The organism is Parageobacillus toebii NBRC 107807 (assembly GCF_003688615.2).
GTDB lineage: Bacteria > Bacillota > Bacilli > Bacillales > Anoxybacillaceae > Parageobacillus_B > Parageobacillus_B toebii.
The window spans coordinates 1,441,127-1,457,413 of the sequence record NZ_CP049703.1; the positions used below are offsets into that span (position 1 = coordinate 1,441,127).

Below are 16,287 nucleotides of genomic sequence, written 5' to 3' on the forward strand. Positions count from 1 at the left end.
AATACTAGGGGTAGTATTAAGACATCGAAAGCACGGGATTGGCAGAAAGAAATGTAAATGTGGAGGAACGATGATGAATCGTTTTGAAAAGCACAAAGGATATTCACGCATGTTTAAAGAAAACCATCTCACTCTCGGGTTGTTCTTTCCAATTGAATCATACGAGGGCAGCATTCCAAAGATGGACATTGAAAAACAAATGAAACTGGCAAAAAGAGCAGAAGAGCTCAATTTTGCTGCATTGTTTGTTAGAGATGTTCCATTACATGACCCTTATTTTGGAGATGTAGGTCAAATTTATGATCCTTGGGTTTATTTAGGATATCTAGCCGCCCATACCGAAAAGATTGCTTTGGGAACCGCAAGTATTATTCTCACCTTGCGCCACCCTTTGCATGTTGCCAAAGCAGCTGCTTCGATTGACAAACTATCTGGAGAACGTTTGATTCTGGGAGTGGCGACCGGGGATCGCCCTATCGAATTTCCAGCTTTCTCAGTCGAGCCTGAACAGCGCAGCGCTTTGTTTCAAGAAGCTGTATTCGTAATGAAAAAAGCGTGGAAGGAGAACTTTCCGGTGATCGAATCGCCGCGAGTCCATATGTCGAACGGGGACCTTTTGCCGAAACCTCGCTTGTCGAACATTCCGGTGCTGGTAACTGGCCACAGCTCTCAGTCCGTGGAATGGATTGCTGAAAACGGCGATGGTTGGATGTATTATCCGCGTAACTTGAGATTCCAAGCGGAATTGATTAAAAATTGGCGCTCTCATACCGATCAGTTTAAACCGTTCACTCAATCTTTATATGTAGATTTGACGGAGGACCCAAATCATCCGCCAATCCCTATTCATTTAGGGTTCCGAGTCGGACGCAATATACTCATTGAGTTCCTGGAAAGTCTTAAAAATATTGGTGTCAATCACGTGATTATCAACTTAAAATATGGCCATCGTCCTGTTGAAGAAGTGATTGAAGAATTAGGAGAAGAAGTTGTTCCACACTTTCCAGCATTAACTGAGGAGTAATTCAGGGAAATGAAATATTAAGAACTCGCGCGATTCCGTTCTAATCCACCTTGAGATCGGAATCGCCGGTTCTGGATTTGTTTATGCAGATGGCTATACTTGTTAGTCTGCTAGTCTTAGTTTGAGAAAAATGAAGTCTCTTAATTATGGTAGCTCAAAAATACCACGGGGATGATGGAAAACATTCAGGACAGGAGTTGTATGTCTCAAAAGAGATGATAGTTCGATTATGAAGAAAGAAGAAATTGAGATTGTACAGGACAAAAGCGACGTAGAATATCAACTATACTCTAAGCAGCGTAATAACCTGTCTGTCGAATATTGGATTTTTATGTAAACGCTTTATGTAACCGTTGCCAGTTTTGTGTGGTCGATATTGCCTCATTCTTGCTAGGAAAGGCGAGTACTATTGAACGCCAAGTGATTGCCACTTAGAGGAGGTGATGGCAGGACGCAAAAGATAATGTTGCTGCTCACACGAGCAATATTGACATGACAAAATTATTCTACCGGTTATAGGAATAAAAAATAAAATCATAAAAGGAGAGGGATTAAAAGTGTTGCGTGATATTGATTTGCAATCCATCCAAGAAGTAAGAAATTATCTTGAAGAAGCTAAAGAAGCGCAAAAAATTCTTGCAAAAATGACACAAGAAGAGATTGATAAAATTGTTGAAAGTATGGCAAATGCAGCTAGAGAGGAAGCTAGCCGCTTGGCAGCTATGGCGGTAGAAGAAACTGGTTTTGGTAATGTTGCAGATAAAACGGCGAAAAACCTTTTCGCAGCGAATGACGTTTACAACTCTATCAAAGATGTGAAAACTGTTGGTATTATTCGTCGCGATGAAGAAAATCGCGTATGGGAAATTGCTCAACCTGTAGGAATCGTTGCAGGAATCGTCCCATCCACAAACCCAACTTCAACAGTTATTTTTAAATCATTGATCGCAGTTAAAGCAGGAAATGCTATTATTTTCAGCCCACACCCAGCAGCTGCAAAATGTACAGTAGAGGCTGCAAGAATCATGCAAGAAGCGGCAGAGCGCGCTGGAGCTCCAAAAGGCTTGATTTCTTGCATCACACAACCAACAATGGCTGCAACAAACGAGTTAATGAAGCATAAATTAACCGATGTCATTTTAGCAACTGGCGGTCCTGGCTTGGTGAAAGCAGCTTACAGCTCTGGAAAGCCTGCATATGGCGTAGGACCTGGTAACGTACCAGTCTATATCCATGAAAGTGCAAATATCGCAAAAGCTGTTGAACTAATCATCCAAAGTAAAACTTTTGACAATGGAACAATTTGTGCTTCTGAACAAGCTCTTTTAGTTGATGAATCTATTAAAGAAAAAGTTGTTGCTGAATTAAAACAACAAGGCGCTTACTTCTTGAATGAAGAGGAAAAGCAAAAAGTAGCTTCTATCATCATGGTAAACGGTTCGTTAAATGCGAAGATCGTTGGAAAAACGCCTCAAGTAATTGCGGAAATGGCTGGTATTGAAGTTCCTGCTGACGTGAAAGTGCTTGTAGCGGAAGAAACAGGAGTGGGTAAAGAATATCCATTCTCAATCGAAAAGTTGTCTCCAATTCTAGCATTCTATACTGTAAAAGGTATGGAAGAAGCAAGCGAGCTTGCACTAAAACTGCTTGAAGTGGGCGGACTCGGTCACACAGTTGGAATTCACGCTGAAGACGAAAAAGTGATCGAAGCGTACACAATCGATAAACCAGCATCTCGTATTATTGTAAATTCTGGTACAACATTTGGTGGAATTGGTGCTACAGTGAATTTAATGCCATCCTTGACACTTGGATGCGGTGCAATCGGCAACAACGTTACATCTGACAACGTTACAGTAACTCATTTGTTCAACATTAAACGTGTTGCATTTGGAGTTCGCGAGATGCCAAAAAAAGATGAGGCACAAAAAGAAGCTGCATTAACGAAATAATAAATCAGGAAAGTATATATAACAAACCCAGTGATAAACTGGGTTTGTTATATTTTTTTGGCCAATTGTTACTTCTATAGAGTGGAATGTAAAAAAGTTGAAATTGCCGGGCAGCTAACCATCGCGGGAGAATGTGATGAACGTTGAATCGGAATGATTTAATGTTTCATGTTGCAAAGTGGAAATTGGGATATTTATTGTAGTATCATGTGTGTTGATTATCCAGCATTTACTGTTGAAACGAACTGGAGGGAAGAAAAATGGCGACAGAAAAAACCAACGCGATGCGTGTTCTTGATAAAAAAATGATTCCTTACAATGTCTTTACCTACGACAGTCAGGATGGGAGAATTGACGGCATATCGGTTGCTCAAAAAATTGGGAAAGACCCTCAATTGGTATATAAAACATTAGTAACACAGGGGAAGAGCGGAAACGTTTATGTGTTTGTCATCCCTGTAGAATCGGAACTCGATTTGAAAAAAGCTGCGCAAATAACGGGAGAGAAAAATGTCGCATTGGCGCCGATGAAAGATATCGAAAAATTGACTGGCTATATTCGTGGAGGGTGTTCACCGATAGGGATGATAAAACATTATCCGACCTTTATCGATTCCAGTGCTTGTCAATTTGAGCATATCATCGTTAGCGGCGGAAAAATTGGTTTGTTAATTGAACTAAGCGTGGAAGATTTACAAAGCATAACAGAAGCTACGTTTCATGAAGTGGTAAAATAAACGCCAAAAACTACTGATCGTTTCCCTTTTTTCCCGAAAAGCCTCCTTTCTCTAAACGAAAGGGAAGGGCAAGATGATCAGCGGTTTTTTTGTATAAAAACAAATATGTGTTCTATACAAGAATTTTTCTATGCCAAAACTTCTTTGCTGGAGATAATAAGAAACTCCCACCTTTTCATGGAATGAAGGTGGGAGTGGTTCATTATTTTTCTACGACTTTCGGCGGCATATTTTGAACTTAGTGTTTTGCACCAAATACGGAGGAATACAATTTATAGCCGCCATCTAAATTTTTCGCGCGGAAACCGTTGTCGTGCAAAATTCGTGTTGCTAAATATCCACGCAAGCCGACTTGACATGTTACGTAAATGGTTTTGTCTTTCGGAAGTTCCGCTAAACGTTCGCGCAGTTCATCAAGCGGAATATTGATAGCACCAGGAATCGTTCCACATGCGACTTCTTTTGGTGTACGAATGTCAATGAGCGTGCCTCCGTTTGCGATGATTTCATCAATTTCATGCCATTGTACGGTTTCCACCATTCCATCGAGAATGTTCGAAGCAACGTAACCGGCCATATTCACTGGATCTTTCGCGGAAGAAAACGGTGGTGCGTAGGCAAGCTCTAAATCCGGTAAATCACGAACCGTTAAGCCGCCTTTAATAGCGGTTGCGATGACGTCGATACGTTTGTCGACGCCGTCTTTTCCAACGGCTTGCGCACCATAAATTTTGCCTGTTTCTTTGTCAAAAATCAGTTTCAATGTCATTTGTGTTGCATTTGGATAATAGCCCGCATGGCTCATTGGATGAACATGGACAACTTCATATGGGATGCCGAGTTGTTTTAAGGTTTTTTCATTATTTCCTGTTGCTGCGACGGTTAATTCGAAAATTTTCACGATCGCAGTTCCTAATGTGCCATTGTATTTCACATCGAGCCCATGAATATGATCCGCTACCAAGCGGCCTTGGCGGTTCGCCGGCCATGCAAGAGGGACAAATGTCTCAAAACCATGAATGTAGTTTTTTACTTCGATAGCGTCGCCGATGGCGTAAATGTTCGGATCGGATGTTTGCAAATATTCATTGACTTTGATAGTGCCGCGCACCCCAAGTTCAAGTCCGGCATTTTTCGCTAATTGACTTTCTGGCTGTACCCCGATGGCCAAAATAATCATATCGGTTTCAAGCGTGCGGCCGCTATTTAGAACAATACGTCGGCCGTTGTCTTCGAAAGCTTTCACGCCATCTTCCAAAATCAAATTTACGCCATTTTCACGCATATGCGCGTGAACAATCGATGCCATCTCGTAGTCAATCGGTGCCAACACTTGATTTGCCATTTCCACAAGCGTTACGTTCACTCCGCGCTTGACTAAGTTTTCTGCCACCTCGACACCGATAAACCCTCCGCCAATGACTACGGCGCTCTTTGGTTTTTCGTGATCAACGTACGCTTTTATTTTATCTGTATCAGATAGATTACGAAGCGTAAATAACGCGTTGGCTTCATGAATTCCAGGAATTGGAGGTATCATCGGCTTTGCGCCAGGTGACAAAATTAATGTATCATATGTTTCTTCGTATTCCTCGCCAGTGCGGATATTTTTTACTGTAACAGTTTTACGGTCACGATGAATCGCTGTGACTTCGCTTAAATTGCGAACATCAATGCGAAAACGCTTCGCCATTCCTTCAACCGTTTGGACTAATAGTTTGTTTCTATCCGTAATGACTTCGCCGATATAATACGGCAGGCCGCAGTTAGCAAACGAAATGTATTCGCCTCTCTCAAACATAATAATTTGGTATTTTTCGCTTAACCGGCGCAATCGGGCCGCTGCGGTGGCTCCCCCTGCTACACCGCCGACAATTACAATTTTTCGCATGAAGATTCCCCTCCATTATATAGATTACGAAGTTGCATTTATTGACTAATTATTGCAAGCATGAAAGATCCTATCTGTTCGTATTGAATGTTCTTTAATAATATACCCTATACGGTATATTAAAGGTGATTATTACTTTTGTCAATGATGTTCACATTTATTTCATAGTTAATACCGAAGATTACGAACGTATGTTTATGGAAGGTGGGGATGGAGATGGCCACAGAGGCTGTTTCAGAGAGGGGAGTAATGAGCTTGAAGAGTATATTCATTTTTACAATCACAGCCATTCCAAGAAAAGCGGAACGGCCTTTCCTCGGTTGAATGCAGTTTAATATACTCTTTTTTCATCGTCTACTTGACGGGGTATGTGTGCTTTTACAAGATGAGTAAATAAAAATATGATACATTACAAATGGACAAGTTAAAAGATATTTATCGAGGGAGGAAACTTGATGATTAAACGGATTGCAACTGAAAATCGATGATGAAAGACTGGAATGAAAGAAAGCCGTCTATTGTGTTTGAGTGCGATGATGTGCTAGGCACATATGAAACGATGAAAGCTAAAGGTGTGGAATTTTTAGGAGAACCGCAAAAAATGCAATGGGGCACATTTGTGCAATTTAAGGACATCGATGGAAATGAATTTGTCCTAAAAGGATAAAGAAACCGTTTCGAGAAACGGTTCTACCTCAAAAGGTTGCTGAAGCTTCAGCAACCTTTATCATTTTACTTGATAAAGCTGGACAGGTCTTTTTAAGAAGTGACAAGTGTTTCTATATCTTTTTCAAAATCGATCGGTTCTTCGGTTGGTTCATATCTGCGAATCACTTTTCCATCTCGGTTAATGAGAAATTTAGTGAAGTTCCATTTAATCTCGTCACCAACTAACCATTCTGGGTTTTTCTCCATAATCATCAGTTTAAGAATTTTTTCCGCTCGCACTTGTTTCATCAAATCCTTTAAAAGGGGCTTCTTTCTTTAAATATTGAAATAACGGGTGGGCATTATTACCGTTCACTTCAATTTTTTCGAAAATCGGAAACGTTACACCGTAATTTCGCTGGCAGAAGGCAACGGCATCTTGATTGCTTCCCGGTTCTTGTTCACCAAACTGATTGCACGGAAAACCGAGAATTTCAAATCCGTACTTCTGATATTTCGCATACAACTTCTGTAAATCTTGAAACTGAGGCGTAAATCTGCAATGGCTCGCTGTATTAACAATTAGCAACACTTTTCCTTTGTAGTCAGATAAGGAAACCGTTTCTCCGTCCGCGTTTTTCACTTCATAGTCGTAAATGGACATAAAATCCTCTCTCCTTTTTACACCTTTTTATAATTAATATATTTTTATATTAATTATTATTTAATAAATTAAATAAAATTGTAAAATTATTTGCCTTTGTTTACTTTCTTTTTTGAAAACGTATAGCTTAAATAGTTTCAAACAAATCATATACATTTCTTTCTTAATTGAATGGATAGTTGAACTTGATTTTTATTATTGTTGTAACTGCAATGGTTACATAAAGGAGGCAACTTATGAAAATCAGCAGTCGTTTTACTATGGCAGTCCACATTTTGTCATTGCTAGCGTTGGAAAAAAATACTCTTTGTACTTCAGAATGGATTGCGAAAAGTGTCAACACGAATCCGGTCGTTGTGCGCAGAATCATTGGCAAACTAAAAAAAGTTGGTTTAGTGAATGTACGTCCAGGGACTGGTGGAGCATATCTTTTAAAAGATATAGAAGAGATTACTTTGCTTGATATCTATCGAGCTGTAGAAGTGGTTGAAGAAGGGGAGCTTTTCCAATTTCACGAGCATCCTAATCCTCATTGTCCAGTAGGGGCAAACATTCAAGCTGTTCTTGAAGTCATTTTGCTGCGTGCGCAAACGGCAATGGAAAAAGTATTAGAAGAGATTCGCTTAAAAGATTTAGTCACCAATTTAGCACAAAAAATCGAGGAAGGTCATCAATAATTTTTTAAACTTGTTGTAACTAAAATTATTACAACGAACATGATTGAAAACCCACGCTTTAACCCGGATGAGGTTTACCGTTGGTTATTAAAGATGGAGGTTATTATGATGAGAGATATTATTCATCCAAAAACAATGATCGGACACGTTCATCTTATCGTATCCAATTTGGAGCGTTCACTTCGTTTCTACACAGAAATCATCGGATTTCGCCTATTAAAGCAAAATCAACACGAAGCGGCATTAACTGCGGATGGAGTTACTCCGTTAGTGGTGCTCGAGGAAAAAGCGGATGCGGTGCCGAAGCCGCCTCGGACAACGGGGCTTTATCATTTCGCGATTTTAGTTCCGGACAGAAAGAGTCTCGCCGAGGCGCTGCTCCATTTATTACAGACCGGCTATCCGCTGCAGGGAGCGTCCGATCATTTGTTCAGCGAGGCGATCTATTTGGCTGACCCAGACGGAAACGGCATCGAAATATACGCCGACCGCCCGATGGAAAAGTGGGAGAAGACGGCAAATGGAGAATATAAAGCGGTAACGGAGCCGTTAGATGTGAACAATTTGCTGGCGCAAGCGGGAACGGAAGCGTGGTCGGGGCTTCCAATGCATACGCGGATTGGCCATATTCATCTCCACGTCGCCCACATCGAAGAAGCTTATGCTTTTTATGTGCAAGGATTAGGCTTTGAACCGACGACACGTATGGGAACGCACGCGTTATTCGTTTCCGCGGGCGGCTATCACCACCATATCGGTCTGAACACATGGGCTGGAGTCGGGGCGCCAAAACCGCCAGTGAACGCCGTTGGATTGCGTGTATTTTCGATTGTGCTGCCAAATGAAGCGGAAAGAGAAAAAGTGGTGGAACGGCTCCAACATATCGGTGCATCGGTGCGGCGAAGCGAAAATAGCATATTGACAAGCGATCCGTCTGGCAACGAAATCGAGCTGATCATTCAGTAATAGTTTTATGCGCTTTTTCTATGAAGGCAGATTGTATGACATACAAAAGAGAGTGTTCACCTGTTAGCGGTGCAGACACTCTCTTTGTATATATTTCGCAAGTTCTTCCGGTTTTTGCGAGCCGAGGTACAAACAGTCTCCGTCCGTCAGCTCGATCCATATTCCCTTCTTTCCTTTCATTGTGTAAGCACGGCCTTTTTTCAAGCTCCAGCGGATTCCCCAGCCGCCGTAGGACATAGGATGGTAAGGCTGAACTTGGACGTTTTTAATTTGTTGATACGGAATAACGCGAGATCGAAATGGGAAAAAACGAATGACAAGCCCTTCTTTTTCCGTTTTTGTGACTAGTTTCATCGACAAAAAGAAGAGGGGAAAACAGATGCCGAACAACAGAAACAAGCCCCACATTTCCGTATCGCTTGACGGCTTCGAGCCAAATGGGATTCCAAATATGATTTGCTGGATAAATCCGTACCATATAACAGCGGCGACGATAAGGACAAGCGCGTTCGCATACCAAGGCAGACGCTGCACTTCGCGCATGGCTATTGCTCCTCCTTTCTTGTCTCCTCCTTAATTATCATATTCTTCAAGAACATGAAGAACTCCTTTTATTTGCCGGCAACAATCATAAGTGTTACAATAATGGCGAATAAGGAGATAAAAAGTTTTCTAGGGTTCCGTGGCCACGCGGCGGCCAGTCTGCGACCGAGAGAAAACGCGCGGCATTGGCCGCGTACACGGAGGGACAAAAGCCCGGGAGGATATCGATTCGATATTTCTTCGCGGCTTTTTTATTTTGCAAACAAGGAGTGATGAACATGGCATGGGTATACTTAGTCATTGCTGGCATTTTTGAAGTAGTATGGGCGATCGCTCTAAAATATACGATGGGATTTACGCGGATGGTGCCGTCCATCATTACGTTTTTCGGCGCGCTTGCCAGCTTTTATTTTTTGTCGATAGCGACAAAAACGCTGCCAATCGGAACCGCCTATGCGGTATGGACGGGAATCGGAGTGATGGGTGCGGTTATTATCGGCATGCTCTTTTTAAACGAGCCGGTGACAGTGCCGAGGATGATCTTTTTGTTGTTTATTCTTGTCGGGCTGATCGGATTAAAGTTGACATCCGGGCAGTAAAAAAGCAGGGGAGCGCCCTGCTTTTTTATTATTCATTGCTGGCGGGAAGTGAAACATGCCAATTCTCGCTTGGATCAAATACGATCACCGATTTTAAAGTAATTGTCAGCTGTTTCGGGATCTTGTCCATTCCCTCTACTTCGACATTGCTTTTTATTTTATACATCATTTTCTTTTCGTCGTAGCTGATGATCGTTGGCAACCAGGAATTTTTTTGGTTGATCGTGTAGACTTGCTGTGTCTCATCTCTTAGTTGGAAGTCCATTCCTAAATATGTGTTTGTTTCTACATCTAATATCCCAACGGATTTGTTCTCTTTATTTGTTTCTAATCGCAACTGATGAATGGTAAGGGTATTTCCTTTATAGTGAAGAGAAATTGGGTGCTTTTTCAATTCTTCCGCAGAGAATGCCAGCGATTGATCTGGATATTCCATTCTTTCAATCCCGCGAAATACAAACGTATATGTTCCTTTTGATGAAAACGGGAGGAACGAATAGCGCCAGCGGACGACATTTGGTTGTCGGGAAGAAGGAAGTTCTTTTTTATAGACAAATACCGCACTTTTTGACTCTTCGATGTCCCATCTTGGTAAAGTTGTTGCGACAATATTTCCGTTGCTATCTACAATATCGAATAGCGGCTGATAAAACATTTGGTCACCAAGCCAGTATTCTGGGTGGCTTTTTAGCCGTTCTTTTCCTTCCTCTGTCCATGACGTTTCTAACTCAATGCTCGTTAATGTAGGAGAATGGATGAGATTTTTCACCGTAATTTGCAATCCGTCATCAGTGACATACGTTTGGCCAATCGGTACTGTTTTTGTAACCAACATGCTTTTATCGATGTTGACTGGAATTTCCAGTTTCCATTGACCATTGACCGTACCAATTTGATTCAGATCGATATGGATAAAAAGCTGTTTTGCTTCGCGGGCTTTATCGTTTAATGAGAACATAAGATCAGCGTAATGGCCGTGAGGGAATACTTGATCAATAGATTGCGAAACCATTCTCCCCGTGTTTGTTTGATATGTCCTATTTGTGGATACGACCTCCCCTTTCTCATTAGTAATGTAAAATTCATTGGCATGTTTAACAAAATACATTGTTTGCTTTGGTCCCCATTGCTCTTTTTCAAAAAGAATAGTTGGGTCGATCAATTTTCCGTTTTTGTTTTCAAGACTATACGTAAAGATAAGGCGATTCGTATCCGCCATTACTTCTTTGATTCTAAACGTAATACCGTGATCAGTGACAGCGGCTTCTGTTTTTTGCGAGAATCCTTCTTTTGCGGCAGTTTGCAAGCCTTCATCCAGCTCAGGACGGATGAAAAAGGATTTAATGTAGGCGGCAAATGTCGGAGAAATATAAGCCCCTGTTGAAATTCCAATGAAGATGGAAGCGGCAGCAACTGCTAGCCATTTTCGCCATCTCGGTTTACGTGTGAGTCTCGGGTTTTGTTGTTTTTCTACTTGGAAAGGAAGTTCTTTGGCAAAAGCAAAAATGCTTTCCGGAACGGGAATGTGATTGATCGAGCTTTCTATCTTTTGCTTTATTAAATCATCATGGGAACTCATCGAAGCTCCTCCTTCCGTTCTTTTTGAAAATATTGATAAAGCAAATTTCGCGCTTGAAACAGCCGCGATTTCACCGTGCCTTCTTTGATTTGGAGAAGCTCGGCAATCTCGCTAATCTTCATGTTTTGATAGTAATAAAGCACAAGAATAACGCGATATTTCATGTCGAGCTTAAGAATATGCGCCAAAAGCTCCTGCTCCTCTTCTTTGCTGATCACTTCGTCAACGGGCAAGTGATGGGAATTCGATAAAAACGGAAGCATATCGCTGATTTCGGTATATTGCCTTTCTTTTCCGAGTTTGCGCGCCAAATCAATGGCGCGGTGTGTGACAAGCCGGTAAAACCATGACGAGAAATGGTGAATTTCCTTATCTTCGCTGATTGCGCGATAGGCTTCGAGCAAACTGTTTTGTATGGCGTCTTCGGCGTCGTGATGTGAGCGAAGTATCGTAAAAGCGAGCCGGTACGCTTTCGTTAGATGCGGGGAAACAAGCAGATAAAAAGCATCTTTGTTTCCTTGTCTGCACTGCGCCAAAAGATGTTGTTCATCATGCATACAATCATCCTTTCTTTTGTCAGAGTTTTATCTGCATATAAGGCGAAGTGGAGGAAGAAAAGGTTCGATTATCTTTTTTGTCGAGAAGCCCCCCGCCTCTAAGCAGCGCATAGGTGGGGGATGAATCGGCCTTTTTTTAGCAATCTTAATAGTTGAAAAACTTTCTTCCTCTGTTATAATATTACGAACACACGTTCTTTTGCAGGTGAAAAAAGCGTATTTTTCGAGAAGATTGTATAAATCCGAAATAGATATCCTTCATGTGACGGAAACATCTTATGCATTAGAGTTATTCCATCAAGCGAAACGTTTCGCTTTTCAAACGCTGGTCCGGGAAAAACGATGGGGACGAAAATTACATCAAGAAAGCTTGCATATCGTTGTGAAGAAAAAATACGGACTGAATGACTATTTTGCCAACAGTGCGGTTCGAGAAGCAAATGCTCTTTTCTTCTCTCTAATGGAATTAAATAAAATGCACATTCAACAGACAGAAGAAAAAACGGAAAACAGAACGAACCAAACTGACGAAATTAGGCAAAATCAAAGAAAGTTGCATCAAGGGAAACTTACGGTTTCCGAAAAATACAAAATTAGGATATAAAGAAAAAACTCCAAAGGTGCTTAAAAAGTATGTCCCGAAAGATGCTTCTCATCATTGGAAGCATTGGTCTATTTTGGGTAAGAAGTTTTTGGTTCGTACACATACGCTGTACCATCTTTTTAATGTGAACCAACCATACCAAGGAATAGATGTATTTCACCCATCGTTGTTAGGAGAAGAAAAACGCCAATTAATAAAAGCTTTAGCGTAATAAACTATTAAGAATATCATTATTTTTTGAAGTTTTACAATAAAAGAACGCATTGCACCAGCCTCTTACTCTCGTCACCGGAGCAGATGGCGATTCTAGGAGCTGGATGCATTGCCATGCGTTCTTTGGATGCCATACGAATGGAAGATGGGGTACCTTCTATGTGAGCTGCATCAGCAGACATATAGCTGGTCGTCCTGAAAGGGACACTTCGGACATCTCGTATGGCTACTCCTCTCGTTGAACGGAGGGGGTTCTTGGGACCTTTGAACTTTTGAGCTTTGAGCAACAACAGCCAAAGGAAACAAGAATCTCTCCCTTCAACGGTCATTAGCTGGTAAGTGGGGGTAGTTCAATGAGATTTTGACATCGGACAAAAGAAAAATGCTTGTCAAAATAATCATCAATCCACCGATCATGCCAATCGTGATTTTTTCGTGAAGGAAGATCATTCCCCAGATGACACCGAAAACAGGTACAAGAAAGGTAACGCTTAATGTTTTTGTTGGACCGACGTTTGCTAGTAAGTAAAAATAAAATAAGTAAGCAATCGCCGTGCAAAAAACGGCCAATCCCAATACCGAATACACCACGACTGGCGATACCGGCTTCGTTGGGATATAAAAGACCGTCAACGGAATGAGCACGAAAGCGGCGCCTAGTTGCTGTCCAATCGACAACGATAAGGAAGAAACTCCCGTAAACGCTTTTTTGGCATACACACCGCCACATCCGTATGAGAACGCGGCCAAAATCGACAGTAATGCGGAAAAAACGGTCTGCATCGACAGCGGAACAGGACTCCAGCCGACTAGCGCAAACACACCGACAATTCCGAGGCCGATGCCGATCCATTTTTTTGCATAAAGCGGCTCGTGAAGAAACCATCGCGAAACAAGCGCGGTAAACAACGGAGTGGTCGAGTTCAAAATGGCCGCTACGGAAGCAGGTAAATGCAGCGTGGCGGCGGCGATCAGTGTAAACGGAATTGCCGCATTCAGCGCCCCGACGATGAGATATTGCTTCCAATAAGCTTTCAGCTCTATGCTTTTTTTGAACATCCATACATACAATAACAGCACGAGGCCGGCGATAAGCACGCGCAACTCAATTGTAAGCACAGGACCGATGACAGGAGAAGTGATGCGCATAAATAAAAAAGAAGCTCCTCATAAAACGGCAAGCAGAAAAAGAGCAGAAATTTCTTTGGTATTCATATTCCGTCTCTCCTAATGAATTTTTTCTGAATTATATCATATTTTTTCTATTGGCACAGAAGAGATTGATTGACAAGTCGAGTTTTTTATTGACAACGCATATAATGATTGAATATCATTAAATTGAAAATAATATATGGTTTCTGTGTTAAAGGGGAGTAGCTTTAACAGCAAAGTCGTCAGTTCAGGGTCACACCCTCGGCTTTGTTGGCAACGATGACGTTGTTAGCGAGACCTTTGCCGATATTGGTAAAGGTCTGTTTTTATGAAGACCTTTACCGATTGGGTAAAGGTCTTTTTTTGTGAAGAAAGGAGGAGGATTGGGGAGAATAAAAAGGAGATTCGAAAAAGATGAAATGCAGTATTTGGGGGGATATAATGAGAAAATTATGGAAACGACTGCGTTTCATTGTAAAAATCCGCCGGTTTATCCCGTTTTTCATCGAATTTTTTCGCTCTCGAGAAGTGCCTATGTTTAAAAAGACGCTTTCCATTGTACTTTTAGCGATCTATATGGTGTTTCCGTTTGACATTATTCCTGATTGGTTGGGACTTTTTGGCATCATTGATGATGTAACCGTACTATTATTTATTCTTCAGCAAATAGTAAAAATGGCTCCTTCACATTTAAAAGATAAATACGGTATTTAAAAAAAGGAGGAATGATCAATGGAATTATTTTCGATGGAATTTCTATCTGCACTTTTATCGATTATCATTATTGATCTTGTACTAGCGGGCGATAATGCGATCGTCATTGGTTTGGCGGCGCGAAATTTGCCGAAGCATCAACAGAAAAAAGCGGTTATTTGGGGAACGGTAGGGGCGGTTGTAATCCGCGCGCTTGCGACATTGTTTGTCGTCTGGTTATTAAAAGTTCCGGGACTGCTATTAGTCGGTGGGATTTTGCTTGTCTGGATTGCCTATAAGCTGCTTGTTGAGGAAAAAGGCCATGACGTCGAAGCGGTGGGAAGCTTATGGGAGGCAATCCGCACGATTGTTATCGCCGATGCGTTAATGGGGTTGGATAATGTGCTGGCGGTAGCGGGAGCCGCGCACGGAAGCTTCTTATTAGTTATATTAGGATTATTAATTTCGGTGCCGATCATGGTATGGGGAAGTACGTTAATTTTGAAATGGATCGATCGTTTCCCAATTATTATTACAATCGGAGCGGGAGTGCTTGCATGGACGGCTTCGAAAATGATTGTGGACGAGCCGTTTTTAGATCAGTATTTTGCTAATCCGATTGTCAAATACGGATTTGAAATTCTCGTCATTGCTGGAGTGATTGCCGCCGGCACGTTGAAAAAGAAGAAGGGTGAAAACCAATTAGAAACAAAAGCCGCCAACGAATGATTGGCGGCTTTTGCTTATAACTCATCAAATCCGTTATCGATGTTCACTTTTGTATATTGTCTTGATTTTTGTTCGAAAAAGTCTGATTTGCCGAGGTCGACTTCTTCATATGCTTTAATCCAGCGCAATGGATTTGTCCGATAACCGTCAAACGGACGGTCAAATCCAAGCTGATGGGCGCGGACGTTGGCGTAAAACTTAATGTAGGCGCTCAAATCGTGCATATCAATGCCATCGATATCGTTGCCAATGATGTAATTGGCCCATTCGATTTCCAGCTCTGCTGCTTTAATGAACGTTTCTCGCACAAATTGAGCAAGTTCCGGTGTATTGTATTCCGGATATTCGTTTAGTACTTCTTTGAAAATTTTTGCAAATAAATCGACATGAATATGTTCGTCTCGATTGATGTAATTAATCATCGTGCTTGTCGCGACCATTTTTTGATTGCGCGCCAAGTTATAAAAGAAGGCAAAGCCGGAGTAGAAGAACAGACCTTCTAAAATAACGTCATACACGATCGATTTTAGCAAGTTTTCAACATTTGGATGTTCAGCAAACTCTTTATAGCCGTTTGTGACGAAGTCGTTTCGCTTTCGCAAAATCGGTTCGTTTCGCCAAAACTCAAACACTTCGTCCTGTTTGCTTTTTGGCACGAGGCTTGAAAGAACATAAGAATATGAATGATTATGAATGACTTCTTGCTGCGCGAGCATAATCATAAGCGCGTTAATGCTCGAATCAGTGATATAATCGGCGACTCTTCCGGCGTAATCCGTTTGAATGCTGTCAAGCAACGCTAAAAGCCCAATGATTTTCAAAAACGCGTCTTGTTCGCGTTCAGTTAAATTCGGAAATTGTTTGACGTCTTGGGACATATTGATCTCAAACGGCGTCCAAAAGTTTGCCAGCATTCGTTTATATTTGGCGTACGCCCAAGGATAGGCGATATCATCCCAATTTAGGACGTTTGAGCTTTTGCCGTTAATGATTCGCGTTGAGCGGTTTGGTGCTTCTGGGTCCATGATGATCCGCTTCGTTAATGGATGTGCCATGTTT

The 16,287-nt window shown here is 41.6% G+C and carries 15 protein-coding genes, 3 pseudogenes and 1 riboswitch; of the genes and pseudogenes, 10 read left to right on the forward strand and 8 right to left on the reverse strand.

Annotated elements, in window-relative coordinates:
• Positions 1–73: 73 nt before the first annotated feature.
• From DER53_RS07475 to ybaK, 3 genes are all read left to right on the forward strand, one after another.
• Entirely contained in the window at positions 74–1,024 is a 951-nt protein-coding gene (locus tag DER53_RS07475; RefSeq protein WP_062753993.1) for an LLM class oxidoreductase, read from the forward strand.
• Positions 1,025–1,581: 557 nt separating this feature from the next.
• Entirely contained in the window at positions 1,582–2,976 is a 1,395-nt protein-coding gene (locus DER53_RS07480) for an acetaldehyde dehydrogenase (acetylating) (protein ID WP_073967928.1), read from the forward strand.
• 260 nt (positions 2,977–3,236) lie between these two features.
• On the forward strand, positions 3,237–3,713 hold the full coding sequence (ybaK, locus tag DER53_RS07485) for a Cys-tRNA(Pro) deacylase (RefSeq protein WP_012749287.1): 477 nt from the start codon (positions 3,237–3,239) through the stop codon (positions 3,711–3,713).
• Positions 3,714–3,951: 238 nt separating this feature from the next.
• Here ybaK and cdr read toward each other — a convergent pair whose 3' ends face one another.
• Positions 3,952–5,604 carry a CoA-disulfide reductase gene (gene cdr, locus DER53_RS07490; RefSeq protein WP_062753991.1) on the reverse strand — a complete coding sequence of 551 codons (1,653 nt, stop codon included), beginning with the start codon at positions 5,602–5,604 and terminating at the stop codon, positions 3,952–3,954.
• A gap of 478 nt (positions 5,605–6,082) precedes the next feature.
• Between cdr and DER53_RS07495 the strand changes: the two are divergent.
• Positions 6,083–6,271: pseudogene (locus DER53_RS07495) on the forward strand (VOC family protein); the annotation flags it as partial.
• A 92-nt stretch (positions 6,272–6,363) separates the two neighbouring features.
• Here DER53_RS07495 and DER53_RS07500 read toward each other — a convergent pair.
• Positions 6,364–6,916: pseudogene (locus tag DER53_RS07500) on the reverse strand (glutathione peroxidase).
• 236 nt (positions 6,917–7,152) lie between these two features.
• On the opposite strand from DER53_RS07500, the gene DER53_RS07505 reads away from it, so the two are divergent.
• Positions 7,153–7,593 carry an Rrf2 family transcriptional regulator gene (locus DER53_RS07505; RefSeq protein ID WP_062753987.1) on the forward strand — a complete coding sequence of 147 codons (441 nt, stop codon included), beginning with the start codon at positions 7,153–7,155 and terminating at the stop codon, positions 7,591–7,593.
• 108 nt (positions 7,594–7,701) lie between these two features.
• Positions 7,702–8,559: a VOC family protein gene (locus DER53_RS07510; RefSeq protein WP_062753985.1), complete on the forward strand. Its 858-nt coding sequence runs from the start codon at positions 7,702–7,704 to the stop codon at positions 8,557–8,559.
• A gap of 63 nt (positions 8,560–8,622) precedes the next feature.
• Here DER53_RS07510 and DER53_RS07515 read toward each other — a convergent pair whose 3' ends face one another.
• A complete protein-coding gene (locus DER53_RS07515) occupies positions 8,623–9,102 on the reverse strand; it encodes a DUF6141 family protein (protein WP_062753983.1) in 480 nt (159 codons plus the stop codon).
• A gap of 118 nt (positions 9,103–9,220) precedes the next feature.
• Positions 9,221–9,324: riboswitch (guanidine-I (ykkC/yxkD leader) on the forward strand.
• Between the two features lie 56 nt (positions 9,325–9,380).
• Here DER53_RS07515 and DER53_RS07520 point away from each other — a divergent pair.
• Complete coding sequence (locus tag DER53_RS07520) at positions 9,381–9,701, forward strand: DMT family transporter (RefSeq protein ID WP_062753981.1); 321 nt, start codon at positions 9,381–9,383, stop codon at positions 9,699–9,701.
• Between the two features lie 28 nt (positions 9,702–9,729).
• On the opposite strand, the gene DER53_RS07525 is transcribed toward DER53_RS07520, so the two are convergent.
• Positions 9,730–11,280 carry a DUF4179 domain-containing protein gene (locus tag DER53_RS07525; protein ID WP_062753979.1) on the reverse strand — a complete coding sequence of 517 codons (1,551 nt, stop codon included), beginning with the start codon at positions 11,278–11,280 and terminating at the stop codon, positions 9,730–9,732.
• On the reverse strand, positions 11,277–11,837 hold the full coding sequence (locus DER53_RS07530) for an RNA polymerase sigma factor (protein WP_062753977.1): 561 nt from the start codon (positions 11,835–11,837) through the stop codon (positions 11,277–11,279). Before DER53_RS07530 ends, DER53_RS07525 begins: the two co-directional genes overlap by 4 nt.
• 262 nt (positions 11,838–12,099) lie before the next feature.
• Here DER53_RS07530 and DER53_RS17310 point away from each other — a divergent pair, with 262 nt between their 5' ends.
• Positions 12,100–12,441 carry a hypothetical protein gene (locus tag DER53_RS17310; protein ID WP_244319644.1) on the forward strand — a complete coding sequence of 114 codons (342 nt, stop codon included), beginning with the start codon at positions 12,100–12,102 and terminating at the stop codon, positions 12,439–12,441.
• Between the two features lie 531 nt (positions 12,442–12,972).
• Here the strand turns inward: DER53_RS17310 and DER53_RS17660 are convergent.
• Both DER53_RS17660 and DER53_RS17665 read right to left on the reverse strand, forming a co-directional pair.
• On the reverse strand, positions 12,973–13,437 hold the full coding sequence (locus tag DER53_RS17660; protein ID WP_303745173.1) for a DMT family transporter: 465 nt from the start codon (positions 13,435–13,437) through the stop codon (positions 12,973–12,975).
• A gap of 36 nt (positions 13,438–13,473) precedes the next feature.
• Positions 13,474–13,809: pseudogene (locus tag DER53_RS17665) on the reverse strand (DMT family transporter); the annotation flags it as partial.
• 438 nt (positions 13,810–14,247) lie between these two features.
• Between DER53_RS17665 and DER53_RS07545 the strand changes: the two are divergent.
• Complete coding sequence (locus DER53_RS07545; protein ID WP_062753973.1) at positions 14,248–14,520, forward strand: YkvA family protein; 273 nt, start codon at positions 14,248–14,250, stop codon at positions 14,518–14,520.
• Positions 14,521–14,538: 18 nt separating this feature from the next.
• The gene (locus DER53_RS07550; RefSeq protein WP_062753971.1) at positions 14,539–15,228 is read left to right on the forward strand and encodes a TerC family protein; all 690 of its coding nucleotides are present in this window, start codon (positions 14,539–14,541) and stop codon (positions 15,226–15,228) included.
• A gap of 14 nt (positions 15,229–15,242) precedes the next feature.
• Here DER53_RS07550 and DER53_RS07555 read toward each other — a convergent pair whose 3' ends face one another.
• Complete coding sequence (locus DER53_RS07555; protein WP_062679173.1) at positions 15,243–16,283, reverse strand: ribonucleotide-diphosphate reductase subunit beta; 1,041 nt, start codon at positions 16,281–16,283, stop codon at positions 15,243–15,245.
• Positions 16,284–16,287: the final 4 nt, after the last annotated feature.

Coding starts and splice junctions, on each gene's coding strand:
- DER53_RS07545 (WP_062753973.1), top strand. CDS start 14,248: ATGAGAAAATTATGGAAACGACTGCGTTTCATTGTAAAAATCCGCCGG.
- DER53_RS07520 (WP_062753981.1), top strand. CDS start 9,381: ATGGCATGGGTATACTTAGTCATTGCTGGCATTTTTGAAGTAGTATGG.
- DER53_RS07505 (WP_062753987.1), top strand. CDS start 7,153: ATGAAAATCAGCAGTCGTTTTACTATGGCAGTCCACATTTTGTCATTG.
- DER53_RS17660 (WP_303745173.1), bottom strand. CDS start 13,437: ATGCAGACCGTTTTTTCCGCATTACTGTCGATTTTGGCCGCGTTCTCA.
- DER53_RS07515 (WP_062753983.1), bottom strand. CDS start 9,102: ATGCGCGAAGTGCAGCGTCTGCCTTGGTATGCGAACGCGCTTGTCCTT.
- DER53_RS07550 (WP_062753971.1), top strand. CDS start 14,539: ATGGAATTATTTTCGATGGAATTTCTATCTGCACTTTTATCGATTATC.
- DER53_RS07555 (WP_062679173.1), bottom strand. CDS start 16,283: ATGGCACATCCATTAACGAAGCGGATCATCATGGACCCAGAAGCACCA.
- DER53_RS07530 (WP_062753977.1), bottom strand. CDS start 11,837: ATGCATGATGAACAACATCTTTTGGCGCAGTGCAGACAAGGAAACAAA.
- DER53_RS07525 (WP_062753979.1), bottom strand. CDS start 11,280: ATGAGTTCCCATGATGATTTAATAAAGCAAAAGATAGAAAGCTCGATC.
- ybaK (WP_012749287.1), top strand. CDS start 3,237: ATGGCGACAGAAAAAACCAACGCGATGCGTGTTCTTGATAAAAAAATG.
- DER53_RS07475 (WP_062753993.1), top strand. CDS start 74: ATGAATCGTTTTGAAAAGCACAAAGGATATTCACGCATGTTTAAAGAA.
- DER53_RS07510 (WP_062753985.1), top strand. CDS start 7,702: ATGAGAGATATTATTCATCCAAAAACAATGATCGGACACGTTCATCTT.
- cdr (WP_062753991.1), bottom strand. CDS start 5,604: ATGCGAAAAATTGTAATTGTCGGCGGTGTAGCAGGGGGAGCCACCGCA.